This is a genomic window from Rossellomorea marisflavi (assembly GCF_001274775.1).
GTDB classification, from domain to species: domain Bacteria; phylum Bacillota; class Bacilli; order Bacillales; family Bacillaceae_B; genus Rossellomorea; species Rossellomorea marisflavi.
The window spans coordinates 1,629,869-1,654,589 of the sequence record NZ_LGUE01000001.1 but is presented as its reverse complement, the minus strand read 5'-3'; the positions used below and the strand labels follow the sequence as shown (position 1 = coordinate 1,654,589).

21 protein-coding genes are annotated in these 24,721 nt (G+C 49.4%); 10 read left to right on the top strand and 11 right to left on the bottom strand.

Annotated elements, in window-relative coordinates:
* The first annotated feature begins 7 nt into the window (after positions 1-7).
* From addB to AF331_RS08230, 3 genes are read left to right on the top strand one after another with little or no spacing between them, the layout of a single operon-like run.
* Positions 8-3,484 (top strand): helicase-exonuclease AddAB subunit AddB, encoded by a 3,477-nt coding sequence (gene addB / locus AF331_RS08240; protein ID WP_053427586.1) that lies wholly within the window; start codon positions 8-10, stop codon positions 3,482-3,484.
* Positions 3,481-7,203: a helicase-exonuclease AddAB subunit AddA gene (gene addA / locus AF331_RS08235; RefSeq protein WP_053427585.1), complete on the top strand. Its 3,723-nt coding sequence runs from the start codon at positions 3,481-3,483 to the stop codon at positions 7,201-7,203. Before addB ends, addA begins: the two co-directional genes overlap by 4 nt.
* A 40-nt stretch (positions 7,204-7,243) precedes the next feature.
* The gene (locus AF331_RS08230; RefSeq protein WP_053427584.1) at positions 7,244-7,540 is read left to right on the top strand and encodes a hypothetical protein; all 297 of its coding nucleotides are present in this window, start codon (positions 7,244-7,246) and stop codon (positions 7,538-7,540) included.
* A gap of 289 nt (positions 7,541-7,829) precedes the next feature.
* Here the strand turns inward: AF331_RS08230 and AF331_RS08225 are convergent, their stop codons facing one another.
* The 6 genes from AF331_RS08225 to AF331_RS08200 all read right to left on the bottom strand — a co-directional run bounded on the left by AF331_RS08225 (position 7,830) and on the right by AF331_RS08200 (position 9,803).
* Positions 7,830-8,048 carry a spore germination protein gene (locus AF331_RS08225; protein WP_048004371.1) on the bottom strand — a complete coding sequence of 73 codons (219 nt, stop codon included), beginning with the start codon at positions 8,046-8,048 and terminating at the stop codon, positions 7,830-7,832.
* Between the two features lie 64 nt (positions 8,049-8,112).
* Positions 8,113-8,502 (bottom strand): spore germination protein GerPE, encoded by a 390-nt coding sequence (locus AF331_RS08220; RefSeq protein ID WP_235576336.1) that lies wholly within the window; start codon positions 8,500-8,502, stop codon positions 8,113-8,115.
* A 17-nt stretch (positions 8,503-8,519) separates the two neighbouring features.
* Positions 8,520-8,699, bottom strand: a complete 180-nt coding sequence (locus AF331_RS08215) for a hypothetical protein (RefSeq protein WP_048004369.1) — start codon at positions 8,697-8,699, stop codon at positions 8,520-8,522.
* Positions 8,677-9,303, bottom strand: coding sequence for a spore germination protein GerPC (gerPC, locus tag AF331_RS08210; protein WP_053427582.1), 627 nt, complete (start codon positions 9,301-9,303; stop codon positions 8,677-8,679). Before gerPC ends, AF331_RS08215 begins: the two co-directional genes overlap by 23 nt.
* Positions 9,304-9,335: 32 nt before the next feature.
* Positions 9,336-9,569, bottom strand: coding sequence for a spore germination protein GerPB (locus tag AF331_RS08205; RefSeq protein WP_048004367.1), 234 nt, complete (start codon positions 9,567-9,569; stop codon positions 9,336-9,338).
* A 12-nt stretch (positions 9,570-9,581) separates the two neighbouring features.
* On the bottom strand, positions 9,582-9,803 hold the full coding sequence (locus AF331_RS08200) for a spore germination protein (protein ID WP_048004366.1): 222 nt from the start codon (positions 9,801-9,803) through the stop codon (positions 9,582-9,584).
* Positions 9,804-9,933: 130 nt separating this feature from the next.
* On the opposite strand from AF331_RS08200, the gene AF331_RS08195 reads away from it, so the two are divergent.
* From AF331_RS08195 to AF331_RS08185, 3 genes are all read left to right on the top strand, one after another.
* Positions 9,934-11,136: a DUF418 domain-containing protein gene (locus AF331_RS08195; RefSeq protein WP_053427581.1), complete on the top strand. Its 1,203-nt coding sequence runs from the start codon at positions 9,934-9,936 to the stop codon at positions 11,134-11,136.
* 3 nt (positions 11,137-11,139) lie between these two features.
* On the top strand, positions 11,140-12,036 hold the full coding sequence (locus AF331_RS08190; protein WP_053427580.1) for a fumarylacetoacetate hydrolase family protein: 897 nt from the start codon (positions 11,140-11,142) through the stop codon (positions 12,034-12,036).
* A 73-nt stretch (positions 12,037-12,109) separates the two neighbouring features.
* On the top strand, positions 12,110-12,481 hold the full coding sequence (locus AF331_RS08185) for a YisL family protein (protein WP_053427579.1): 372 nt from the start codon (positions 12,110-12,112) through the stop codon (positions 12,479-12,481).
* A gap of 100 nt (positions 12,482-12,581) precedes the next feature.
* Here the strand turns inward: AF331_RS08185 and AF331_RS08180 are convergent, their stop codons facing one another.
* Positions 12,582-13,145 carry a DUF2777 family protein gene (locus AF331_RS08180; RefSeq protein ID WP_053427578.1) on the bottom strand — a complete coding sequence of 188 codons (564 nt, stop codon included), beginning with the start codon at positions 13,143-13,145 and terminating at the stop codon, positions 12,582-12,584.
* Positions 13,146-13,295: 150 nt separating this feature from the next.
* On the opposite strand from AF331_RS08180, the gene asnB reads away from it, so the two are divergent.
* The 4 genes from asnB to AF331_RS08160 all read left to right on the top strand — a co-directional run bounded on the left by asnB (position 13,296) and on the right by AF331_RS08160 (position 19,257).
* A complete protein-coding gene (gene asnB / locus AF331_RS08175) occupies positions 13,296-15,143 on the top strand; it encodes an asparagine synthase (glutamine-hydrolyzing) (RefSeq protein ID WP_053427577.1) in 1,848 nt (615 codons plus the stop codon).
* A gap of 298 nt (positions 15,144-15,441) precedes the next feature.
* A complete protein-coding gene (locus AF331_RS08170) occupies positions 15,442-16,962 on the top strand; it encodes a phytoene desaturase family protein (protein WP_053427576.1) in 1,521 nt (506 codons plus the stop codon).
* On the top strand, positions 16,959-18,461 hold the full coding sequence (locus AF331_RS08165; RefSeq protein ID WP_053427575.1) for a phytoene desaturase family protein: 1,503 nt from the start codon (positions 16,959-16,961) through the stop codon (positions 18,459-18,461). The genes AF331_RS08170 and AF331_RS08165 overlap by 4 nt, the downstream gene beginning before the upstream one ends.
* Positions 18,427-19,257, top strand: coding sequence for a phytoene/squalene synthase family protein (locus tag AF331_RS08160; RefSeq protein ID WP_053427574.1), 831 nt, complete (start codon positions 18,427-18,429; stop codon positions 19,255-19,257). Before AF331_RS08165 ends, AF331_RS08160 begins: the two co-directional genes overlap by 35 nt.
* Positions 19,258-19,350: 93 nt before the next feature.
* On the opposite strand, the gene AF331_RS08155 is transcribed toward AF331_RS08160, so the two are convergent.
* The 4 genes from AF331_RS08155 to AF331_RS08140 form a co-directional block, all read right to left on the bottom strand.
* Positions 19,351-20,736 carry an ammonium transporter gene (locus AF331_RS08155; protein ID WP_152915557.1) on the bottom strand — a complete coding sequence of 462 codons (1,386 nt, stop codon included), beginning with the start codon at positions 20,734-20,736 and terminating at the stop codon, positions 19,351-19,353.
* A gap of 32 nt (positions 20,737-20,768) precedes the next feature.
* A complete protein-coding gene (locus AF331_RS08150) occupies positions 20,769-21,110 on the bottom strand; it encodes a P-II family nitrogen regulator (protein ID WP_053427572.1) in 342 nt (113 codons plus the stop codon).
* A 437-nt stretch (positions 21,111-21,547) separates the two neighbouring features.
* Positions 21,548-22,897: an MATE family efflux transporter gene (locus tag AF331_RS08145; protein ID WP_053427571.1), complete on the bottom strand. Its 1,350-nt coding sequence runs from the start codon at positions 22,895-22,897 to the stop codon at positions 21,548-21,550.
* A gap of 24 nt (positions 22,898-22,921) precedes the next feature.
* On the bottom strand, positions 22,922-24,682 hold the full coding sequence (locus tag AF331_RS08140; RefSeq protein WP_053427570.1) for an alpha-glycosidase: 1,761 nt from the start codon (positions 24,680-24,682) through the stop codon (positions 22,922-22,924).
* Positions 24,683-24,721: the final 39 nt, after the last annotated feature.

Genomic DNA, 24,721 nt, shown 5'->3' with positions numbered 1-24,721 from the left:
GAGGGAGATGACGGTAAGATTCATTCTCGGACGCTCTGGAACAGGGAAGACGCATCGCATATTGCGAGAAATGAAAGAGGAACTGAGGGAACGTCCACAAGGGACCCCGATCCTATATGTCGTACCTGACCAGATGTCCTTCATATCGGAATATGAGCTTGTGAACACACCGGGGTTGAACGGCATGATCCGGGCGCAGGTCTTCAGTTTTACACGTCTTGCGTGGAAGATCCTCCAGGAGACGGGAGGCATGACCCGCTATCATTTATCCGACGTGGGGCTCAATATGATGATCAGGAAAATCATCGAAGAGAAAAAAGGAGAATTGAGCATTTTCCGTAAGTCGTCGGAAAAACCCGGTTTCATCGGCCATGTGGAAACGATGCTCACAGAGTTCAAACGCTATTGCATCGAACCAGGTGACCTTGCCGCATTTAAAGAAAACGGCATGGGTAAAAAGGTGCTCCGGGATAAACTTGCGGATCTTGAGCTGATTTACGAAGAATTCCAGTCAGCGTTGCTGGGGAAATACCTCGATTCGGAAGACTATTTCCAGCTGCTTTCCGATCAGATCCAACATTCCGATCTTCTGCAGGATGCAGTCGTCTACATAGATGGTTTCCATAGTTTCACCCCACAGGAATACAGGATCATCCAGCAGCTCATCGAGCGCACGCGCAAGGTGACCATCGCCTTGACGGTGGATGCCAGGGAAGTAGGGCTTCCTGAGAACGAACTAAGCCTCTTCCGGATGACGAGTGAAACTTATGGGATCATCCGGGAAGGCTGCACCGCAGCTGCTATTCCGGTTGAAGAAGAAGTGATGGAGGCGCCGATCCGCTATCAAAGCGGACCGCTTGCCCATCTGGAACAGCACTATGAGACAAGACCTATCATCCCTTCGGAGGCAGCTGGCAATCGCATTGAATTCATGGAAGCGTCCAATCGACGGGCGGAGATCGAGGGGGTTGCACGGAAAATCCGGGAGCTTGCCCGCGGAAGGGATCACCGCTATAAGGATATCGCCGTCCTTGTCAGGAACGGGGCGGACTACAGGGACAAAATCGAAACGATCTTCCAAGACCATGATATACCGTACTTCCTGGATCAAAAGCGGACGATGCTCAATCATCCCCTGATTGAACTAATCCGATCCACTCTTGAAATCATCTCTTCCAACTGGAGGTACGAACCCGTATTCCGGGCAGTGAAGACCGATTTATTATTCCCCCTTCACGAGGAACCGGGGGAGCTCAGGGAGAAAATGGACCGACTGGAGAATTACGTTCTGGCCCATGGGGTGAAAGGAGACCGGTGGGTGAAGAAGGATCGGTGGAAATACCGCCGATTCAGGGGACTTGAACATGTGGACTCCCCTCAGACCGACCAGGAAAAAGAAATCGAGCATGAAATCAACGAGCTTCGCCTCTTCATCTCCGCCCCTATCATCCGTCTGTCAAAACGGTTGAAAAAGCAGAAGACGGGGCAGGAATACTGCGAAACGTTATTCGCTTATCTGGAGGAACTTGATATTCCGGCGAAGCTCGAGCGGAAGCGAATGGAGGCTGAAGAGAACGGCGATCTGGTCGCCGCAAGGGAGCATGATCAGGCGTGGGCCGCTGTCATGGATCTCCTCGATCAATACGTGGAGATCCTTGGAGGAGAAAAAACGAGTGTAAAGGCATTCGCGTCAATTCTCGATACGGGCATGGAAGCGATGAAGTTTTCCCTCGTACCGCCTGCCATCGATCAGGTCATCATTGCCGATCTGGAGAAATCAAGGCTCGCCCATATCAAAACTGCGTTTGTCATCGGTGTGAACGAAGGGATACTTCCGGCCAAAGTGACAGAAGATGGTATCCTGTCGGATGAAGACAGGGAAACCCTGCAAATCGCAGGCGTGAAAGTCGGGCCAAGGAGCAGGACCAAGCTACTCGACGAAGAGTTTGTTGCATATAAAGCGTTCACGACACCTGGTGAACGATTGATCATTTCCTATCCGATTGCCGATGAAGAGGGAAAGGCCCTCCTGCCATCGCCCCTTATCAAGAGGCTTAAGGAACTATTCCCGGAGGCAAGGCATTCCCTTGTCGTCAATGATCCCGCGGAGCTTGACGAAAGAGGGCAACTCGACTACGTCAGTCATCCCGGGGTATCGATTGCCCATTTGACGACGCAGCTTCAGCAAAAGAAGCGGGGATACCCGGTGTTTGATTTTTGGTGGGATGTATATGACTACTATGTGACTTCCGATGAATGGAAGTGGCATGCCGGCCATGTACTCTCCAGCTTGTTCCATCGCAATGAATCGGCCGATTTGACCGATGAGTCGAGCAAGGACCTGTACGGGGAGCATATCCTGGCCAGCGTCTCAAGGATGGAAATGTTCCACGGCTGTCCGTTCTCCCACTTTGCAAGCCACGGTTTGAAGCTGAGGGAGCGGGAATTATTCAGACTGGAGGCACCCGATATAGGGGAAATGTTCCACTCTGCGCTCAAATGGATATCGGAAGAAGTGGAGCGTGCCGGTCTGAGCTGGGCATCACTCTCCAAGAACCAGTGCCTACGCCTTGCCAAGGAGGCCGTGACGATGCTTGCGCCTAAACTGCAGCATCAGATCCTCCTCAGTTCAAATCGCTACCACTATATTGCGCAGAAGCTTGAACAGATTATCGGGCGTGCGAATTTGATCCTAAGCGAACATGCGAAAGCCAGCGGCTTCGTACCCGTCGGCGTTGAACTTGGGTTCGGACCGAAAGCGACCCTACCCCCATTCCAATTCAAACTGCGCAACGGTACGCAAATGGAGCTTCAGGGAAGGATCGACCGGGTGGATAAAGCTGAGGACCAGAACGGTGTGTACCTGCGCATCGTCGATTACAAATCGAGCGCCAGGGACCTGGACATGACAGAGGTGTACTACGGGCTGGCCCTTCAGATGCTCACCTATTTGGATATCGTCTTGAGCAATTCCAAGCAGTTTGTAGGAAAGGAAGCACAACCTGCGGGCGTCCTCTATTTCCACGTGCATAATCCTTTGATCAACAGCAAGAAGCTCCTTACCCTCGATCAAATCGAACAGGAGATTTTCAAAAGCTTCAAGATGAAAGGACTGGTGCTAGGGGACAGCGATGTGATCCGCCTCATGGACCAGACGTTGGATACGGGAAGTTCAGATATCATCTCCGCAGGTATCAAAAAGGACGGATCCCTGTCATCAAGATCGAAGGCGGCATCAGGAGAAGACTTCCAGTTCATGCGCCATCATGTAAGGAAAATGTATGAATCATCAGGAAACCGGATCGTTTCCGGTGAAACGGCCATTGCCCCGTACAAACTGAAGGACCGGACACCATGTCAGTTCTGTTCTTACAAACCCGTCTGTCAGTTCGATCAGTCCCTTGAGGAAAATGAATACAGGGTCCTACCCGAGGCAAAGACCGAAGACATCATGGCGAAGATAAGAGAGGAGGCTGATCAATGAGCAGTCATCATATACCTGTAAAACCAGACGAAGCAACGTGGACGGATGATCAGTGGAAGGCCATCTGGGCGAAAGGACAGGATGTCCTTGTGGCCGCAGCAGCCGGATCGGGAAAAACGGCGGTGCTCGTGGAGCGAATCATTCAGCGGATCGTATCCGGTCAAGACGGATTGGATGTGGATGAACTGCTGGTCGTTACCTTCACGAATGCCTCTGCTGCCGAGATGAGGCACAGGATCGGTCAAGCCCTTGAAAAAGCCATCGATTCCGATCCCCATTCCACCCATTTGAGAAAACAGCTGAGCTTATTGAACAAGGCGTCGATTTCCACCCTGCATTCATTCTGCCTCGAGGTGATCCGGAAATACTATTATTTGATCGATGTCGATCCCGGCTTCAGGATTGCCGATGCGACCGAAGGAGATCTTATCAGGGATGAAGTGGTGGAAGATCTGTTTGAAGAAGAGTACGGCAAGGAGGGGAATACCCCATTCTACACACTGGTGGATACGTTTACGAGTGATCGGAGCGATAAAGCCCTACAGGATATGATCCTCAAGCTTTATGATTTCTCCAGGTCCCATCCCGCACCGTCCCAGTGGCTGAACGGTCTTGGTGAAATGTATGGCGTGGGAGGGGTCGAGAGCATAGATGAACTCCCGATTGCCGACTATCTCCACAGGGATATATCCCTTCAGCTTGAAGGGGCAAAGGATGTATTCCAGCAGGCATTGAACATGAGCCGTATGCCTGGAGGGCCATCACCACGGGCAGAAAATTTCCTCGATGACCTTGGTGTCGTCGAAATGCTTCAGCTCAAGCAGAAGGAGTCATGGGAAGCTCTTTACGAAGGGATTCAAGCCCTCCATTTCACTAAACTGAAACCATGCCGTGGAGATGACTTCAACAAAGATCTGGTGGATCGTGCAAAGGCCCTTCGTGATCAAGGGAAGAAGATGGTAGAGAAGATCCAGGAAGATTTCTTTTCCCGCCGACCGGATTCATTTTTGAAAGATATGGGAGAAATGCAGGCTGTCATCGTCACATTGGCGGAACTTGTCTCCCGATTTGCCATCCGCTTCAAAGAAGCTAAAGAAGAAAAAGGTCTTGTCGATTTTGCCGATCTCGAACATTTTTGCCTCGATATCCTCAGGGAGCCAGGAAGTGCGGAATTGATTCCCTCACCGGCAGCGATGGAGTACAAGGAGAAGTTCAAAGAGGTCCTCATTGATGAATATCAGGACACCAATATGGTACAGGAGTCCATTCTGAGGCTGATCACTGAAGCGGATGAAGGGAAAGGGAACCGGTTCATGGTAGGGGACGTCAAGCAGTCGATCTACCGCTTCCGTCTGGCTGAACCGAACCTTTTCCTGGATAAATACAACCGGTTCGGCAGTGACGGAACGGGAATGAAAATCGACCTTTCCAAAAACTTCAGGAGCAGAAAGGAAGTGCTGGACGGGACCAATTTCCTGTTCAAACAGATCATGGGCATGAATGTCGGGGAAATGGAGTATAACCGGGAAGCGGAATTGGTTCCGGGTGCCCCGTATCCGGCGGACCAGCCTTATCCTGTAGAGCTTGCACTGATACAACAGGAGACAGGAGGCGATGATCCCCTCGACAGTGAGGATATCGAAAAATCTGTACTGGAAGCAAGATTCATGGCGAGGAAAGTCAAAGAGCTCATCGAAGGCCGGACGCTCATACATGATGCCAAGAGCGGTACGGATCGTCCGGTCGAATATCGTGATATCGTCATTCTTCTCCGTTCGATGCCGTGGGCGCCGGAAATCATGGAAGAATTCAAGCGTCACGGGATTCCTATTTACGCCAATCTGTCCACCGGTTACTTCGATGCCGTCGAAGTGGCCATCATGCTCTCGCTTTTAAAGGTGATCGATAACCCGTATCAGGACATCCCCCTGGCATCGGTCTTGAGGTCACCGGTGGTCGGCCTCGATGAAGAGGGACTTGCGAGGATCCGGATCCATTCTAAAGCCGGAACGTACTATGAAGCAATGAAATCCTTTGCGAAAAAGAGACCTCAGGGAGAACGGGATGAAGAAGTGTACGAAAAGGTCCGCGTGTTCTTGTATCATTTGGAACTCTGGCGTACAAAAGCAAGGCAGGGCTCGGTAACGGAACTGATCTGGCAGCTATATAGGGATACGCGATTTTATGATTACGTAGGCGGAATGGCTGGTGGAAAGCAGCGCCAGGCGAATCTGCGGGCTTTATATGACCGTGCAAGGCAGTACGAGGAAACATCGTTCCGGGGGCTGTTCCGATTCCTTCGATTCATCGATCGGATGAGGGAAAGAGGGGATGATCTAGGGGTTGCCCGGGCATTGAGCGAGCAGGAAGATGTGGTCAGGCTGATGACGATCCATTCAAGTAAAGGACTTGAATTCCCGGTTGTGTTCGTGGCAGGGACCACGAGGCAATTCAACCTCATGGACCTGAATGCTGCCTATCTTCTGGATAAGGATCTCGGCCTGGCAGCGAAATACACCGATCCCGTAAAGCGGATCAGCTATCCGTCCCTACCGCAGCTTGCCTTCAAACGAAAGAAGAAGCTAGAAGCGATTTCTGAAGAGATGAGGGTCCTGTATGTAGCCCTCACACGGGCAAAGGAGAAGCTGTACCTGGTCGGGACCGTCAAGAACATTGATAAGACCCTTGATAACTGGAAGCGCCGAGGCACAACGGAAGAGTGGTTGCTAAGCGACCATGAACGTTCAAAAGCCCTTTCGTACCTCGACTGGATCGGGCCGGCAGTTCTTCGCCACAGGGATGGAGACCCACTGAGAGCAGATGGGCTCGCCGGGACGAATGATATTGCCGATCATCCATCCTCTTGGAAGATCAGCACATTCCAGGCAGCAGATCTTATGGAGGAATCGGGTGATGATAAAGGGGATTCACAGGACTGGATGGACACCATCAAGGCATCCGCAGAGATGGGGATGGATTCACCTTTCGAAGAGGAAGTGCTCCACCGCCTCTCTTGGACGTATCCCCATGAGAGGGCTACAAGTCTCAGGTCCAAGCAGTCCGTTTCCGAGCTTAAGCGGATGGTGGAGATCAAGGATGAAGCGGCAAGCAACGATATTCTGAGAAGGCACCAGAAGCCGGTATATGAACGACCGAAATTCATGCAGTCCAAGGACCTCTCCCCGGCAGAAAAAGGGACAGCCATGCATGCTGTCATGCAGCATCTTACCCTCAGTGGATCGGCACCCGGCGAAGGGGACATACGCAGTCTGATGGAGGACCTTCTAAGACGCGAGATCATGACGGAAGAACAGATTTCCTCCATCGATGTCTTACGCATCGAGCAATTCTTCCATACTCCAGTCGGAGCCCGGTTGTTGAATGCAAGTGAAATCCAACGGGAAATCCCGTTCAGTATGAGCGTCCCCCTGAGGGATATCACCCTCGACGGAGAAGGAGCACCGGAAGAAACGGTTCTGGTCCAAGGGGTGATCGACTGTGTGTTCCGGGATGAGACAGGTCTCATCCTTCTCGATTATAAGACGGATGGGATCCACGATCGATACGAGAATGGATTCGAGGAAGCAAGGCCGGTCCTGGAAGAGCGGTACAGGGTCCAAATCGAACTGTACACACGTGCCCTGGAATCCATCTGGAAAGAACCTGTGAAAGAGAAATTCCTCTACTTCTTCGATGGCGGGCATGTCCTCGAAATCTGAAGGGTATCCTACATGTAAGAAAAAGGGAGGGGAGACACCCATGGCTGAGGACCAAACGTGCGAACTCTGCGGCAGACGCGATGTGGAGACGACCACCCATCATCTTACACCGAAAGAGGTCGGGGGGACATTTCTCCCGACGGCTGAACTTTGCATCCCGTGTCATAAACAAATCCATTCCCTCTATACGAATGAGGAGCTTGGGATCCGCCTGAATACCATCGAAACCCTGCGTCATGACCCAAAGATATCCGCGTTCATCAAGTGGATCAGGAAGCAACCATCGTCCAAACTCGTCAGAACGAGGAAAAGCAGGGAACGGAGAAAGAGAAAATGAATCCAAAAAAAGGCTGAGACAAATCTGTTTTAGTCATAGTAAAACCCGGATCAATTGCCTACGAAAAAGCAAATGATCCGGGTTTTACATTCGTTCAATGAACATTCAAATTTCATCGTTTCCAGCGGTTGATCGGAGTGCAAGACGAAGACTCCAGCGGGAAGAGTAGCTGATGTGAGACCCCGCAGGCGTGCCGAGGAGGCTCACGGGCTACCCGCGGAAAGCGAAGTCTTGCACGGAGATCATGAGCGGTATTAAAGGGGCCACTTTTAGTTTTGTCCCACCCTCGTTAGTTGTTGCCGGCAATCGGCTGGTCGACTACGTTGCAGTCAAAAGTGGTCGTGGCGCTGAATACATTGTAGGTGAGCTGGAATGGACCGGTGTTGAACCCGCCAGAGCCACCATAAGTTTTAGAAGCGTTTTTGGGGGAAATGATTCCCGTGTCTCCGAACTGTACGTTCCCCCCGCCGATATTCAGAATCGAGACGGGTCCGACTAATGCTGGCATATCTACCATCTCCTGTCGCGAGTAAGTCCTATCATCATTAGCCTATGTGATTGTATGAAAAAGGTTAATTGGGCTCTTCGATTTCTTCCGACTGCGTCTGACCGTTCCCTCCCTCGGCATCTTCGAGCTGGCGGATGTGTTTTACCCTGGCATCCATGGAAACAAGAGAAACATTCCCGACGTGTATGATGGAGGAGAAAGCCGTTGCTTTTACAAATAAGCGATTGACCTTGATAGGACAAAGGTTCAACCGCGAGACGTTTACTCTTGGATCAATGGGGGCTTTCTGAATGGGGGATTGGAACACCCGATAACCGTAGCTCCCTTCACTGGAAAGGAAGAATTCCTTCTCCCGCTGGACGGCGTATGCCCATGACACGGAGTCGATGTTCCGCGTATCCCCCAGTTGGTAAAACGAGCTGAATGCCAGGGTGATACCTTCGAGTTGATTCACGATGGAATAGCGCATGGTCATCCTTTCGGGGTCAGGGGTACAAAAGGTCCGATGATCAAGGATTCAGCAGGGGTGTCAAAAGCTGAGGTGAGCTGAATGATATCTGCGTCTCCGATCAGGACGAGGGAAGAGCTTGCGACCCCCGCAATATCGATGTTTCCGACGGATAATTCCCTATTGATTACCTGGAGGTTCATGTTGATTCATCCCTTCCATATTGTTTGGCATTTGAGACATGAAGGTGTACAGAGCAGTTTGGATATCCTGTTTGATCCGGGACAGCACTTTCGCCTCCCATTCCTCTTTTGAGTGCCGGCCCTCCATGTAGGGGATCGTTTCAAGATAGAATTCGATTCTTCCCGGCATTTGATTCAGGAGGTCCTGTTGGATCATATCATGATACTGGGGATCCAATGAACGTTGGAACTGCATTTCGTTATCCTGAATCAAGACGGGAAGTTCTTCTTTGATATACCTTCCGACTGCTTCCGCAAGCCTCGCCTTATAGGGCCCTAGATCCTGCATGGATTTGACGTTCACGTTTTGCTCCACTGCCAGATCTTCGATGGTCTCTTTCAGCGAGTTCGGGTTCAGTCCGATGTTCAATGTGCCATCAAGGGACTCCACCTTGAGCTGATCGAATTTATATTCGATTTTCTCCACGTTGATTGATGGAGAGTCCCTCATATTCTGGAGCTCAGCGGAGAGATCATTCATCCTTTTTTCTAACGCGGCAATCTTTGAATGGAGATTTTCAATATATTGATAGAGTTGTTGTGGGGTCATATAGTAATTATTCATGGTACCACCTCTTTCAGTGCCGCGTGATTTCCTTACGATTCGCCTGGGGGTTGCAGAGGGACGAAGGGAGGTACGGATTGTGATTGTCCTCCCGTACCCCCGTTCTTTTGTGCCTGTGGAGCAGGTTCGGTGAATCCGCCTGTATTATAAAGGTAATCATTTGTAGCGATTTGTCCGCACGTCCCGATCTGAAGGACCGAGGAATTGGACATTCCGCCGATTTTGATGAATTGGATTTGGATGGACTGCTGCACATAATAATTCATCTCGCCACATCCTTAAACGTTTAGGATAATCCCTTGATCCATCGTGTCATCATCCACGGTGTATGTCAGGGAGCTTTCGTTATAGACGGATATTCCGCGTCCGGTGATGAAGGATCCAGCTCCTGCAAAGGTCTTGGCCGTTGAAATGGGGCTGATGTTGAATACGTCACCTATATGGAAAACACCGCTCGAACCAATGCTGATCACCTGGGCGAAGCCTACGATCGCGGGCATAAAATACTCACACCTTTGTTTATCAATAATTAGTACCAATGTATGTGAGAATTTTGCAAAAGTGACAATCGCCTAATCGGCCGTTTCGATGTACACTAGAGTAGAAGAGATTAAGAAAGGGGGACGATTCATGGCAGGTCTATCACCTGTGAGTCAATCGGAAAGAATAATCAGCCTCGATGTGATAAGGGGGTTTTCACTACTCGGTATCTTGATCATCAATATGATCTCATTCCATTCGCCATTTCTCTATATGGACCCGTATTCCTGGTGGAAAACGGCCGGTGATACAGCGTTGTATCCCTGGATCGATATCTTTGTCCAAGCCAGTTTTTATCCGCTGTTCGCGATGCTTTTCGGCTATGGTTTGGGTATACAAAAGATCCGGGCCGATGTAAAAGGGACATCCTTTTATATGTTCGGGATCCGGAGGCTGTTGATTTTACTCGTCATCGGATGCCTCCACGCCTTTTTCATCTGGTCGGGTGACATCCTCATCAACTATGCGGTATTCGGGCTGATGCTCCTCTTGTTCATGAATATGACTGGTAAATGGCTCATGATGTTGGGAGGCGCTATGCTGATCTTGCCTCAGGTTTTTTTTAGCTCTTTGCTCGTATTGATGACATTCGTCGATCCTGAAGGGGTAAGTTTCTACACGGATATCGCGTCACTTCAGAATTCGGTTGCCGCTTATGGGAACGGGTCATTCGGCGACATCATGAGTCAGCGCTTTTCTGACTGGTATGCGGTGAACGGTCCGGGGAACTTCATCTTCCTTGGTCTGTCGATCCTGCCCATGATGCTGATCGGAGCAGGGGCTAGCAAACTGAGATTATTGGAGAAAGTCGCCTTACATAAGAAAGCCTGGCTGTGGATCGGGATCTCCACATTGGTGATCGGGACTGCGATCAAATCACTGCCGTTTCTGATCGAGGCCAATACGGCCTATGGCTATATCCAGGATTTCCTGGGAGGTCCGTTCTTATCAGTATCTTATGCAATAATACTCTCATTATTATTGCAGAACCAAAAAATCTTGAAGTGGAGCAAGCCCATTGCGTCGATGGGGAAGATGTCGATGACCAACTATCTGCTTCAATCGATCATCGGGACCCTTATCTTCTATTCTTATGGACTAGGACTCTATGGGGAGGTCACGTTGACGACAGGGACTCTCCTTGCAATCGGGATTTATATCGTCCAGGTCATATTCTCGGAGATCTGGCTCACGTACTTCAAATACGGACCAGTCGAAAAAGTATGGCGGTTACTGAGCTATGGGAAGCGAAATCTGTCTACTGACAGACACCATCAAATCAAGGGGGAGTAAACGATGAAATTAGTCAGCTTTTCGGAAAATGATCGTGTATCGTATGGGATTTGGAGTGAGAACGGGGTAGTGGATGTATTCGCGGCCAGCACCGAGCTCGGAGAAGGGCATGCCCTGCCGATGGATGTGAGGAGTGGAATCGCGGAAGGGGACGGATTCGTAAAAAGGATTGAGGAAGCATGGGCTGCCATGGATGAGGAAGCCCTTGACCGGCACACGTATGATCCAGATGCGATCCGCCTTCTACCTCCCCTCACGTCACTCGGGAAAAATATCATGTGCGTCGGGAAAAACTACCGTGACCATGCCATCGAGATGGGGGCAGAAGATGCGCCTGAAAACATCATGATCTTCACCAAGGCACCAACCACCCTGGCTGCATCAGGGGAAGAGCTCCCTGCCCATGATGAGCTTACAGAACAGCTTGATTATGAAGGGGAACTTGCCGTGGTTATCGGACAGGGAGGGCGCGGCATTTCAGTGGAAGACGCCATGGACCATGTCTTCGGCTACACGATCCTGAATGATATCACGGCGAGGGATCTGCAGAAAAAGCACGGTCAGTTCTTCCTCGGCAAAAGCCTCGATGGAACCTGTCCCATGGGCCCGTATGTCGTTACGAAGGGGGAAATCGGCGATCCTCACGATCTGTCCATCACTACAAAGGTCAATGGGGAAGTCAGACAGTCCTCGAACACGAGCAATATGATGTTCAAGATCAGCGACATCATCTCGATCCTCTCAAAAGGGATGACCCTCGAGCCTGGTGATGTGATTGCGACGGGTACCCCCGCAGGAGTAGGGAAAGGCTTCAACCCTCCCAAATTCCTGAAGCGCGGCGATCTGATTGAAATCGAAGTGGGATCGGTAGGAAAATTGACAAATCGGTTACAGTCCTAGATAAAATTTTGGAATGGTGGCGGACTATGGTAATATTATGAGCGTACATATACTCTTTTTTAGGAGGGTTCACATGTTTGATAGAACGGATGCTCATATTACGACATGGGCGATCGCCATCATCTTGTTTTTTGTAGCGTTAGGGCTTCACAGAGCCGGGAATGCTAAAGCAATGAAAATTGTACATATGATCCTGCGATTATTCTACATCCTGATCATTGTGACCGGAGCGCTGTTGTTCTGGAAACACCAAGGAATTGATCCTGCCCTTTACGGTGTCAAAGGATTGGTCGGCATTTGGGTAATTGCCATGTTCGAAATTATCCTCGTGCGCTTGAATAAAGGGAAAAGTACGAAGGTGGCCTCTATCTTGCTGGTCATTGCCCTTTTGATTGTTCTCTACCTTGGATTCAAGCTTCCGCTGGGAATTAACTTCCTGGCGTAAGCAAAAAACCGTTGCCTGTAAATGGGCAACGGTTTTTTTGTTCTTCGGTTAAGTCTAAAACGCCTTGTAGCTTCTCCTTTTGTTGGTCTTTCCGAGGTTACTACTTTACGATATTCTCGATAACGATCCTCTTACCCGTGCTGAGGGTGAATTCAAAGCGATCGCGCTGTTTTTTGTAGTAGGTGAAGTGGTGTTGTACCGCGCAGATTTCGTCCCCGTTGTCGAAGGTGATGAAGTTCACGCCCTGTTTGATTTTCTGGTTTTCGAGGAATACCAGATGGTTGTGACAAAAAATACAATCGTAAATGGAATAGTTCAGATTGTTCAATGTGGTGATGAATTGGTTGAATGCGTCATCCGATATTTCCTCCATCAGGTTTTCAAGGGAGAACAAGATGCTTTTCTTGATCAAGATCCGATCCCCGTTCTCGATCCTGAATTTCTCATATGGGGTTGCGAGGATACCGTCCTCCAACAGGACACCCGTGATCCATTCGTCGTCCCTGTATAGTCTGAGCTCCTGATGAAGGTAAAAATCCAGTTCCGACTCCTCTTCGGCATCTATCTCAAAGAAATACCATATATCATCTTCTAAGAGCACGGTCCCTTCGGAGTATGCCCGCTTTTGGGATTTTAATATGTTCGATCGATAAATATTGCTCAAATGAATATCCCTCCTTAACTACATTACTTATCATTATTATCATATTTCATTCATATAAAATTGATTGAGTCAATTAACCATTTCCCTTTAGAAGCATAAGATAATCTACATGTCGAAGAGCAGTTTTCTACGAAAGTGAGGATGATGACCATGTGCGGGATCACAGGATGGATACATTTCGAACGAAATCTGACAGGTGAACGAGGGATTGTTAGGGAGATGGCGGAAACATTATCGAAGCGGGGGCCCGATGAAAATAATCTATGGGGCGATGAACATGTCCTGTTCGGTCATAAGAGGCTGATCGTGGTCGATCCGGAAGGCGGACGGCAGCCCATGTCCATCCAGCATGAGGGGAAATCCTATACAATCTGCTATAACGGTGAGTTGTATAACACGGAAGATCTCAGGGACGTACTGAAAGGAAAGGGATATACGTTTCGGGGGCATTCGGATACAGAGGTCCTCCTCACATCCTATATCGAATGGAAGGAAGCGTGCGTTGATCATTTGAACGGTATATTTGCCTTTGCCGTCTGGGATGAACAGGAAGGGCGGGTTTTCCTTGCCCGTGATCGACTTGGCGTCAAACCCCTCTTTTACACGGAAAAAGACGGTGGTCTCTTATTTGCGTCAGAAATCAAAGCATTGCTGGCCCACCCTGATATCGAACCTGAAATCGATCTTCAAGGATTGAAGGAAGTGTTGGGACTCGGGCCATCGAGGACCCCGGGGCATGGTGTTTTCAGAGGGGTACAGGAACTGCGCCCCGCATTCGCCATGAGCTTCGGTCCTGAAGGTATGAAGAAGTGGAGATATTGGAATGTGAAAAGTGAGAAGCACACAGATTCTTTCGAAGAGACCGTAGAAAAAGTGAGATTCCTCGTGACGGATGCAATCAAAAGGCAGCTAGTATCGGATGTGCCCCTGTGTACCTTTTTATCAGGTGGTCTTGATTCCAGTGCCATCACGGCGGTTGCTGCCAATTGCTACAGGGATGAAGGGAAGGGGCAGCTCCATACGTACTCCATCGATTACGAAGGAAACGATGAACACTTCAAGGCCAATGACTTCCAGCCCAATGCAGATGCGTACTGGATCAATCAAATGACCCAGGAATTCGGAACCGTTCATCACAGCTGCGTCATCGATCAGGAAAAGCTGAAAGAATACCTCACGGAGGCCGTCCTGGTAAGGGATCTGCCAGGTATGGCCGATGTTGATTCGTCCCTATTGTGGTTTTGTGAGGAAATCAAACAGGACTTCACGGTCGGTCTATCGGGCGAGTGCGCGGACGAAATTTTCGGGGGATACCCATGGTTTCATAGGGAGGATGACTTCAATCGCAAAGGATTCCCGTGGATGCGTTCAACACAAGAAAGGCAGGGACTCCTGAAGGAAGAGTGGAGCAAAAAGCTCAATCTCGAAGACTACGTACAGGCAAGGTATAAGGATACAGTGGAAGAAACCCCTTTGCTTGAAGGAGAATCGGAAGAAGAGGTGAAAAGGAGGCAGATGTTCTATCTGAATCAGCTATGGTTCATGACGACCCTCCTGGACCGGAAGGATCGCATGAGCATGGGGGCGAGCCTCGAGGTCAGGGTGCCATTTGCCGATCACCGTCTCGTAGAATATGCGTGGAATATCCCTTGGGAGATGAAACATCACGAAGGAAGGGAAAAAGGTCTTCTAAGGAAAGCACTTGAGGGCATCCTCCCTGATGAAGTGCTCTACCGCAAAAAGAGTCCTTATCCCAAAACACATCACCCTAAGTATACAGAACTTGTACGTGGATGGCTGTCAGAGATCCTGGAAGATGAAACGAGTGTCCTTCATACCTTATTCGATGAAGAAAAGCTGAAGGACATCGTCCAATCCGGTGGCGCTGCATTCCAGACCCCATGGTACGGCCAGCTCATGACCGGTCCGCAGCTTCTTGCCCATCTGGCACAGATCCATGTCTGGTTCAAGACCTACAATATTAAAATCGTTTCCTGAAGACACAGAGCCCCGGACGAATGTCCGGGCTTTTTTTGTGGGGACATCAGGGGGAGTGGGGGCGCCCGGCTCGAGGCTACGTGATTAAAATGATCTTTTATTCATAGTAATCATTAAAGAGGAAAAAAGAGGGTAAACTAAGAGGGAATCCTCATATGACTATTTTTACATATGGCAAAAGAGAAATTTGTTAGTAAAATAGAGTGTTAATCTTTGTGCCCGTGAAAAAAGCAATGTATACTTAATTTATAATCTATGTTCAGGTATTGTATATAATTTGTATAAGGGGGAAGAAAAGATGTCCAAAAATGTGATTGTCATCGGAGCGGGACCTGGAGGTTTGGCTTCAGCCATGCTTCTGGCCAGTAAAGGATATGAAGTCGACGTATATGAAAAGCATGCCTTTGTTGGCGGTCGCAACGGTGCCATCAAACAAGACGGATATACATTCGATATCGGGCCGACGTTCCTTGGCATGCCGGAGATCGCGGAGGAACTTTTTGAAGCGGCGGGGAAAGACCTTCATGATTATGTAGATCTGAAGGAGCTGCCTATGATGTACGAGCTGAAATTCAAAGATAAAGATGTGAAGATGTACAGGGATCCAGAGCGGCTGAAAGAGGAAATTGAACGCCATTTCCCCGGGAATGGAAAAGGGTATGAGCGGTTCATGAATGACACGCGCAAGAAGATGGAGCGCTTGAAACCCATCCTTCAAAGCCCGATGGACCAGTACTATCAATATATCAGCTGGAAAGTCCTGCGGGCCCTGCCTCAGCTTTCCCTGGGTAAGTCGCTCTACAGCGTGCTGAGTGACTACTTCACCGATCACGAACTGAGACTTTCATTTACCTTCCAGTCAAAATATCTGGGTATGTCACCTTGGGAATGTCCCGGGGCTTTCTCCATCCTTTCTTTCATGGAACACGAGTACGGTGTATTTCATCCCATCGGCGGGGTGAATCAGCTTTCAGAAGCGATGGCGAAAGTCGTAAGAGAAAGCGGAGGAAAGATCCATCTCTCGACGGGAATCAAAAAACTTTGGCTTGAAGGGAAAAACGTCAAAGGGGTCATCCTCGAAAATGGGGAGAAGGTATCAGCCGATGAAGTGGTCATTAATGGCGACTTCGCTCACGTGATGACGAATTTGGTGGATGACGGTGTGCTGAAGAAGTATAGCAAAGAAAAGCTTTCAAAGAAAAAATATTCATGCTCCACCTTCATGATCTACCTCGGTCTTGATAAACAATATGATCTGCCTCACCATACAATCATATTTGCCGATGACTACAAGAAAAATGTAGAAGAGATCACGAAAACGATGGCTTTATCAGAAGATCCCTCCATCTATGTTCAGAATGCTTCCGTCACTGATCCTACCCTTGCGCCGGAGGGACACTCCACGCTTTATGTCCTCGCCCCGGTACCGAATAATATGAGTGAGATCGACTGGGAAGAAAATCAAGAAAACTTCAAGGAGCTCGTCATTCGTTCCCTGGAGGAGCGAGCGGGTCTCGAGGATATCCGGAGTCATATCCGTTTCGAAAAGGTACTTGATCCCCATCAATGGGAAACCGACTTCAATATCTACAAAGGAGCGACCTTCAATCTTGGTCATCAGCTCACGCAAATGATGGCCCTCAGACCTCATAACAAATTCGAAGAACTCGATCACTGCTGGCTTGTCGGCGGGGGCACACATCCGGGAAGCGGACTGCCGACGATACTCGAATCGGCCAGGATCACCACATCGATCATGATGAAGGAAGATGCCTCCCAAACTTCAGGCGCTCACAGGGCAATGGAGGAAGCGCTATGAAGGTGGCGGTAGCGGGATCGGGAATCGGTGGGTTGATTACAGGGCTGCTTCTTGCAAAGAATGGGCACAAAGTGACGATTTTTGAAAAAGAAGACAGCATTGGGGGCAGGCTTGCGTTTGTCACCAAGGGGGACTATAAAATCGATAAGGGACCGACCATTGTCCTTCTGCCCGACATGTTGATGTCGATCCTGGCAGATGCAGGTGTGAATACAGAAGAAATCGAACTCATTCGCTGTGATCCCCTTTATGGGATCCACTTCCCGGACGGGCAGACATACCGGAAATTTGCGGATCTTGAAACGCAGCTGGATGAAATAAGGCGGGAGTTCCCTGGTGATGAGGAAGGATTCAAGAGGTTCATGGCAGATATGGATGAGCGCTTTGCCATCGGTGAACCTCAATTTCTCCAGTCCTCTTTCCTTGGCATAAAAGACTATATAAATCCAAAGACTATCGGCTCCCTCATTAAGCTCAAGGCGTATCGAACGGTCATGTCGAACCTGAAAACATACTTTTCCCATGAGCGGTTACAGATGTCATATGGATTGCAATCACTCTATATCGGAGGGAACCCCTATTCCACTCCCGCCATTTACAGCCTGGTATCATTCAGTGAGCATAAGCACGGAATCTACTATATTAAAGGCGGGTATGCAAGTATCCTTGACCCGGTACGGAAGGCGTGCGAGAGGCTAGGGGTGGAGATCAAAACGTCATGTCCCGTGGAGAAGGTCCTTGTGGAGGATGGCAAGGCGGAAGGGATCCGAACGGGTGAGGGGGACTTCCTCGCGGATGCCGTCGTAGTGAATGGTGATTTCCCTGGGACGCACTCCCTCATGGAGCGTACATCCGATAAAAAATATAAGCCTTCTTCCGGATGCGTCCTGTTCTATTTGGGAGTCAAAGGTACCTATCCTGATAAAGATCTTCACCAATTTTACCTTAATGAACATTTCTCGAAAAATATGAAGGAGATCTTCGAGAAAGGGAAAGTACCTTCGGAACCTTCTTTTTATGTGTTCAATCCATCCATCGTGGACGAATCCCTTGCACCAGAAGGGAATAGTGTCCTCTATGTTTTGGTCCCGGTTCCCGCATCTGAAAAGATTGATTGGGAGGAAGCTTCGGGATATCTTTCGTCCTATGTTTTAGATACAATGGAAGAGAGCGGATTCGATGATTTGAGGGAGCGGCTGAATTGGATGGAAACACGGACGCCTGAGCAGGCCCGTCAGGAAGGGCTATATGCAGGGGGGAGCTTCGGGATAGCCCCTGCGCTCGGACAATCTGGTCCTTTCCGACCACAGGTGCAGCCGTTCCCGGAGAAGAACGTGTTTGCTGTCGGAGCATCGACTCATCCCGGCGGGGGTGTTCCCATCGTGATGCAAGGGGCAAAACTGGTCGAACAGGCCGTGCAGAGATATGTTGAAGAGGAATTAGAAAGGAAGGATGTGACCATGGATGAACAGGATTTCGGCAGCGTACGATCACTGTGAATCGGTGATCAAACATCATTCGAAAACGTTTTTCAGGGCATTTTCCCTTTTGCCCAAGAATCAGCGTAAAGCGGTGTGGGCGGTGTACGCTTTTTGCCGTAGAGCGGATGATATCGTGGATGAGGGGAGCCCGCCTGAGGTATTGGATCGTTTTGAGCAGGAATTTGAGCTATTCCTTGAAGGGACTTTTGAAGAGCAGCCGATCTGGATCGCCTTGGATGATGTCTTCAAGCGCTTCAACATGGACCGGGAAGCGTTCCGGGATATGATCAGAGGGCAAAGGATGGATCTTGCGGGAAGGAAATACATGACATTGGATGACGTCTTGGACTACTCTTATCATGTAGCGAGCACCGTCGGATTGATGCTCCTTCCAATCCTCGCGCCCGGCAAAGAAAAGGAACTCCGCGAGGACGGAATCTATCTTGGCTATGCCCTTCAGCTGACGAATATCCTGAGGGACGTGGGGGAAGATCTGGACCGGTGCAGGCTCTACCTTCCCCAGGATCTGCTCGTGAAGCACGAGTGCTCTGTGGAAGACTTGCGGGATGGGCGTCCAACAGATGCATTCCGGCTTGTCTGGGAAGAAATGGCCGGCTTGGCGGAACACTATTACCGTTTATCCATGAGAACGATTGGTCTTTACCCGATCTACTCAAGGGCTCCGGTTAAAGGCGCGGCCCTTCTTTATAAAGAAATCCTCAATGAAGTACGCAAAAATGGATATGATGTCTTTTCAAAAAAGAACTTTGTATCTGGAAATGAAAAGGAAAAAATCATTTCGACAATATCATAAAAAAAGAGCTTCCTGTGGGATCGGTTCCCGACAGGAAGCTCTTTTCTGTCTTCAAGATGAAAGAGCTGCCCTATGGACAGCTCTTTCTCAGAGTCATATGCTATTGCGTTGCTTTAAGGGCTCTTCAGTAGAAGGAGTGCCGATCGAGTTCAAACGTTCTACAAGATCACTGCCGAATGGGCTCGAAGACACGTCAGGCTCTAATACGGTATCTTTCAATTCATAAGCATTTGAACCATGCTCAGCAAAATCAAGGCCGGACAATTCTTCTTCCTGTGAAACGCGAATCGGTGAAACCCTTGTCACGATGAACAGGAAGCCACCGACGGTAATCGAGGTCCATGCGATGACAGCGAGGACTCCCAGGGCCTGAACTCCGAGGAGGGAAGCTCCACCCCCGTATAATAGACCGTTCTGGGAATCGAATAGTCCGACAGCGAGTGTACCCCAGATTCCACAGATACCATGAACGGCGATCGCGCCAACCGGATCATCAATCTTAAGGATGGAATCCAAGAGCGTGACACCTTCGACTAGAAGGACGCCTGCAATGAGGCCAATGATGATGGCGCCGGTTAGGGAGACGTTGGCCGTACCTGCGGTGATCCCGACGAGTCCGCCAAGAGCCCCATTCAGAGTAAGGGATGGATCAATGCGCTTGAACCGGAACAGGGTGTAAAGGGCAGAAGAGATGATCCCGCCAGATGCGGCGAATAGCGTAGTGGAGATCACCATAGGCACAAGGGTTGGATCTGCGGCGAGTGAGCTCCCGCCGTTGAATCCGAACCATCCGAACCAAAGGATGAAAACCCCAAGTGCACCGATTGGGATGTTATGACCGGGAATGACGTTCACTTTCCCGTTTTGATATTTCCCTAACCGGGCTCCGAGGAATAATACCGTAATCAAAGCTCCGACGGCACCAGTCAAATGGACAACGGTTGATCCGGCAAAATCGACGAATCCGAGCTCGGAGATCCAGCCTCCACCCCATACCCAGTGGCCGACAACTGGATAGATCAAGGCGGTCATGGCAACCGTCAGGATCATATAACTCTTAAGCTTCATCCGCTCTGCGACGGCACCCGAGATGATGGTGGCACATGTGGCGGCAAAGACAGATTGGAAGACGAAGAAACCGATATCTTCACGTCCCGACAACATGAACCCGTCTGTACCGATGAAGCCTCCTCCGTCGGTTCCGAACATGACGCCGAAGCCGATAAAGAAGTAGATGATGGCACCGATGGCAACGGTGAGGACATTTTTCATCAGGATATTCAACGTGTTCTTGGCGCGGGTGAATCCAGACTCAACCATGGCGAATCCTGCATGCATGAAGAACACAAGGATGGTGGCGATCATCACCCAGGTGGAATCAAGTGATGCCTGTACGGACTCCGCCGTAGGTGCTGCTGCGAATGCCTGGCTTCCGATGAAAAAGGACAATAATAGCAAAATGGAAATTTTCTTGATCAATGTAACCCCTCCAATTGGTTTTGATTGATGACTCATAATACGGCTTGCTTGCCTCTTTCTCCAGAACGGATCCGGATGACCTCCTCCACGGGGAAGATGAAGATCTTACCGTCACCTACCGTGTTGGTGCTGCAGTACTCGACAATCAGATCAATGATATCTTCGACTTGATCATCATCAATGACCATTTCAACCTTGATCCTGGGGACCAGCTTGATTTCGAATTTATTGCCCCTGAATATCCCTTGTTTCCCTTTTTGTTTTCCGCAGCCGGCTGCTTCTGATACGGTCAATCCACTGAATCCTCTGGTGCTCAGTGCTTCACGTAAGTTGATGAATGCCTCTGCGCGAATGATCGCTTCCACTTTTTTCATTTTTTCGCCTCCTGAATTTGATGTTAGTTTTTATGACATGACTAAGTTATATCAACTATCATATTCAGAAAATATAAAAAGTTCAAGTGTTAATTTTGCATGTAAGCGGTTAAATGTAAAAAAACTTCACATTATTTTTCCTGCATGAAAAAGAGAAGGATCAAAAAATCAAAAAGTTCCCATCTGATAACGAATAAAATCAATATATATTTCTCTACCGCTAATGTACTTCGTTTTCCGCTGGTAGCCCGAGAGCCTCCTTGGCAAGCCTGGGGTTCTCGCGTCATCTACACTTCCAGAAAGAGTCTTCGTCCTGCACTCCAATCAACCGCTAGAAATAATTAAAAAGCAAAAACCCGCATTCACTTGCCTGATCATAGGCAAATAAATGCGGGTTTTACTACAGTTAAAACACGTTTGTCCCGGCTTCAGTTGGATCAAACGGCCTTTTCATTCCTGACAAATCCTTTATGGATCCAAGTTCTTGCTCGCCAACGCCTCAGCATGAGAAGGCCCCTGAGCCATTCGTCTGCTATGAAGGAAATCCAAACGCCGACGAGCCCGAGCTCAAGAGTGATGCCGAGGAGATAGGAAAGGGGGACACCGACACCCCACATCGAGGCGATGCCGAGATAAACTGGGAACTTAACATCACCGGCTGCCCTCAATGCATTGATGACAACGAGATTAAAGCTTCTCCCTGGTTCCAGGAGAAGGGTGAGATAGATCAGGACCTTAGCCGAAGAGATGATCTCCTCGTTGGAAGTGAAGATCCCCAATAATGGTTCTGCTGCAATCGAGACGATTCCTGCCATGCACAGTGAAATGATGATGGCGATTTTAAGACTTTTTAGGCATCGTGCGTAGGCGTCCTCGTATTGACGGGCGCCGATCATATGGCCGATCATGATCTGTGTGCCTTGACTGATGGCCACGCTGAAAAGAAAAATGAACATCATCAGGTTCTGTGCGTATACTTTGGTGGTCAGGGCATAGGTTCCGATACTCACGATGAAGTAGGTGATCACCATCTGTGAGCCGTTGTATGATAATTGCTCACCGGCAGATGGTATCCCGATCTTCAGCAGGCTCTTCATATGCCGGACAGGTATATGCCTCAGCCTGTTAAGTGGCAGGGCTGAAGGAATGCGCTTCATAATGACGATGATGCTTACGACAAGACCGATGAAGCGGGAGGCGATGGTGGATATCGCCACGCCTTCCACTCCAAGGACCGGAAATCCGAATGGGCCGAATATGAATAGATAATTTCCTGCTACATTCAGGATGTTCATGCCGATAGTGATGTACATAGCATCTTTTGTATATCCATAACTCCTGAGGATGGCCCCTGCCGTCATGATGAGTGCCTGGATGAAGATGAATCCTCCGACGATCCGGAGGTAACCGGATGCTTCATCCATGAGTTCCCGGGGAAGCCCCATGATGTCCAGGATACCTTTTCCTGTCAGCAGAAGGAGTGCACTCAGTAGCACTCCGAATGCCAGGTTCGTGATAAGGGATACGAGGGCGATTTCCCCGGATATGACATGTTCCTTGGCTCCGAGGTGCTGGGCCACCAGGATGGCCGTACCGGTTGCGATGAAACCGAACATGACGATGATGAGAGAGAGGATCTGATTCGCCACACCGACGGCTGCAACGGAACGATCCGAATATTGGCTGAGCATGAGTGTATCGGCATTCCCCATGAGCATATGAAGAAGGATCTCGATGAAGATCGGCCACGTGAGGGCAAACAGGGTGATGCGTTTTTTTGTGTCCATATTGACTCCTTACTTAGAGATGCCTTAAAACTTGATGATGGCGAAACCGTATGCTTCAAGCGTTAATTCGATGCTTTCCGCTTCTGCCGTGAACTCCTCCCCTGTAAGTATATTCAAGAGGGGGACTCCTTTCAGCTCGAATGGAATCGTGTATTCCAAGTCGGTGTCGGAACAATTCAATACGACGAGGATCGTCCTGTCGCCGTCCGATTTCGTAAAGGCCACATGGCGGTCCTCTCCTGCAGACGGAAGGAAGCTGAAAACTCCCTCATTCCTGAGTAGATCATATTCCTGGCGGAGATAGGTCAGTTTTTGAACATGTCCATGCAGGTCGAGGTCTTGCTGTTCCTCGTCCCATGGGAAGCATTTGCGGCAGCCTGGATCCTGACCGCCCGTCAGTCCGACCTCATCCCCATAATAGATACATGGAGTTCCCGGAGAGGTGAGCATGAAGGTATACAGCAACTTCAGCTTCCTGACATCTTCTCCGCACTCGGTTAAGATCCGCGGGGTGTCATGGCTCCCTACAAGATTGAAGTTGACATCGGTCACAGTCTGAGGGTACATATGCATGACGGTGGTCATATTCTCAACGAAGGTTTCAGGAGAAATGGCTTCGTGGGCAAACAGCTTCAGGATGTTGGTGGTGAAGGGATAATTCATGACCGCATCGAATTGATCGCCCCTCAGCCATGCCATGGAATCATGCCATATTTCTCCGAGGATATACAGGTCAGGCTTGATGGATTTCACGGCATGGCGGAAGTCCCTCCAGAACTGATGGTCCACTTCATTGGCAACATCCAGCCGCCAACCGTCGATATCGAATTCTTCCACCCAGTGACGTCCGACATTCAATAGATACTCCTTGACCTCCGGGTGTTCCGTATTCAGTTTAGGCATTGATGCCTCAAAGGCGAAGGTATCATAATTGGGTGGGTTCGACTCGGGGTCCACCGGGAAATCGTGCAGATGGAACCAATCCTTATAAGGAGATTCCTCTCCCTTTTCCAGTACATCCTGGAATGGGCTGAAATGATAACCGCTGTGATTGAACACCGCATCAAGCATGACCTTGATCCCGCGGTCATGACAAGCATGGATGAGTTCCTTCAAGGTCTCTTCCGACCCGAAGTGAGGATCGATCTCCATGTAATCGGTCGTATCATATTTGTGGTTGGAGGGGGCTTTGAAGATCGGGGTGAAATAAATTCCGTTGATCCCCAACTCCTTTAAATAGTCAATATGGTCGATGACCCCCTGAAGGTCGCCTCCGAAGAAATGATCGGGGGCCGGTTCTTCCGCATTCCATTCCAATGTGCCATCGGGATCATTGGAAGGATCCCCATTGGCGAATCGTTCAGGGAATATTTGGTACCAAACGGTATCCTTCACCCATTCGGGTGCACCGAACACATCGATGGCATTAAGGAAAGGAAAGCAAAAATAGTCGCCGATTTCAAATGATGGTTCACCGCTGAACCCTTTTTCTCCATAGAAAATGTCTTCTTCGCCGTCCGAAAGGAGAAAACCATATCGAAGCCGCTTGAAGGAAGGGGTGACGGTGGCCTGCCAGTAATCAAAGAATTGATCACTGCCTGTGAGGGTCATTTCAAGGTCGGCATATTGCCACTCGCCATCGCTCCAATCGTAGGGGTCACCGTGCAAAAGACGGATGGTGTGGATGTCGCCCCGTTTCGTCCGGATACGGATGTGCAGGTCTGTTTCAGTGCAAGCGTATGCATATTGATCTCTTGGTTGGTGAAAAATGGCTTCAAGGAACATGGCTTTTCCTCCTTTTATGAATTCCACTAAAGAGTATTC

Bases quoted from the DNA above. Each gene is read 5' to 3' on its own strand.
- addB (WP_053427586.1), top strand. From the start codon at position 8: ATGACGGTAAGATTCATTCTCGGACGCTCTGGAACAGGGAAGACGCAT.
- addA (WP_053427585.1), top strand. From the start codon at position 3,481: ATGAGCAGTCATCATATACCTGTAAAACCAGACGAAGCAACGTGGACG.
- AF331_RS08230 (WP_053427584.1), top strand. From the start codon at position 7,244: ATGGCTGAGGACCAAACGTGCGAACTCTGCGGCAGACGCGATGTGGAG.
- AF331_RS08225 (WP_048004371.1), bottom strand. From the start codon at position 8,048: ATGCCAGCATTAGTCGGACCCGTCTCGATTCTGAATATCGGCGGGGGG.
- AF331_RS08215 (WP_048004369.1), bottom strand. From the start codon at position 8,699: ATGAACCTCCAGGTAATCAATAGGGAATTATCCGTCGGAAACATCGAT.
- gerPC (WP_053427582.1), bottom strand. From the start codon at position 9,303: ATGAATAATTACTATATGACCCCACAACAACTCTATCAATATATTGAA.
- AF331_RS08205 (WP_048004367.1), bottom strand. From the start codon at position 9,569: ATGAATTATTATGTGCAGCAGTCCATCCAAATCCAATTCATCAAAATC.
- AF331_RS08200 (WP_048004366.1), bottom strand. From the start codon at position 9,803: ATGCCCGCGATCGTAGGCTTCGCCCAGGTGATCAGCATTGGTTCGAGC.
- AF331_RS08195 (WP_053427581.1), top strand. From the start codon at position 9,934: ATGGCAGGTCTATCACCTGTGAGTCAATCGGAAAGAATAATCAGCCTC.
- AF331_RS08190 (WP_053427580.1), top strand. From the start codon at position 11,140: ATGAAATTAGTCAGCTTTTCGGAAAATGATCGTGTATCGTATGGGATT.
- AF331_RS08185 (WP_053427579.1), top strand. From the start codon at position 12,110: ATGTTTGATAGAACGGATGCTCATATTACGACATGGGCGATCGCCATC.
- asnB (WP_053427577.1), top strand. From the start codon at position 13,296: ATGTGCGGGATCACAGGATGGATACATTTCGAACGAAATCTGACAGGT.
- AF331_RS08170 (WP_053427576.1), top strand. From the start codon at position 15,442: ATGTCCAAAAATGTGATTGTCATCGGAGCGGGACCTGGAGGTTTGGCT.
- AF331_RS08165 (WP_053427575.1), top strand. From the start codon at position 16,959: ATGAAGGTGGCGGTAGCGGGATCGGGAATCGGTGGGTTGATTACAGGG.
- AF331_RS08160 (WP_053427574.1), top strand. From the start codon at position 18,427: ATGAACAGGATTTCGGCAGCGTACGATCACTGTGAATCGGTGATCAAA.
- AF331_RS08150 (WP_053427572.1), bottom strand. From the start codon at position 21,110: ATGAAAAAAGTGGAAGCGATCATTCGCGCAGAGGCATTCATCAACTTA.
- AF331_RS08145 (WP_053427571.1), bottom strand. From the start codon at position 22,897: ATGGACACAAAAAAACGCATCACCCTGTTTGCCCTCACGTGGCCGATC.
- AF331_RS08140 (WP_053427570.1), bottom strand. From the start codon at position 24,682: ATGTTCCTTGAAGCCATTTTTCACCAACCAAGAGATCAATATGCATAC.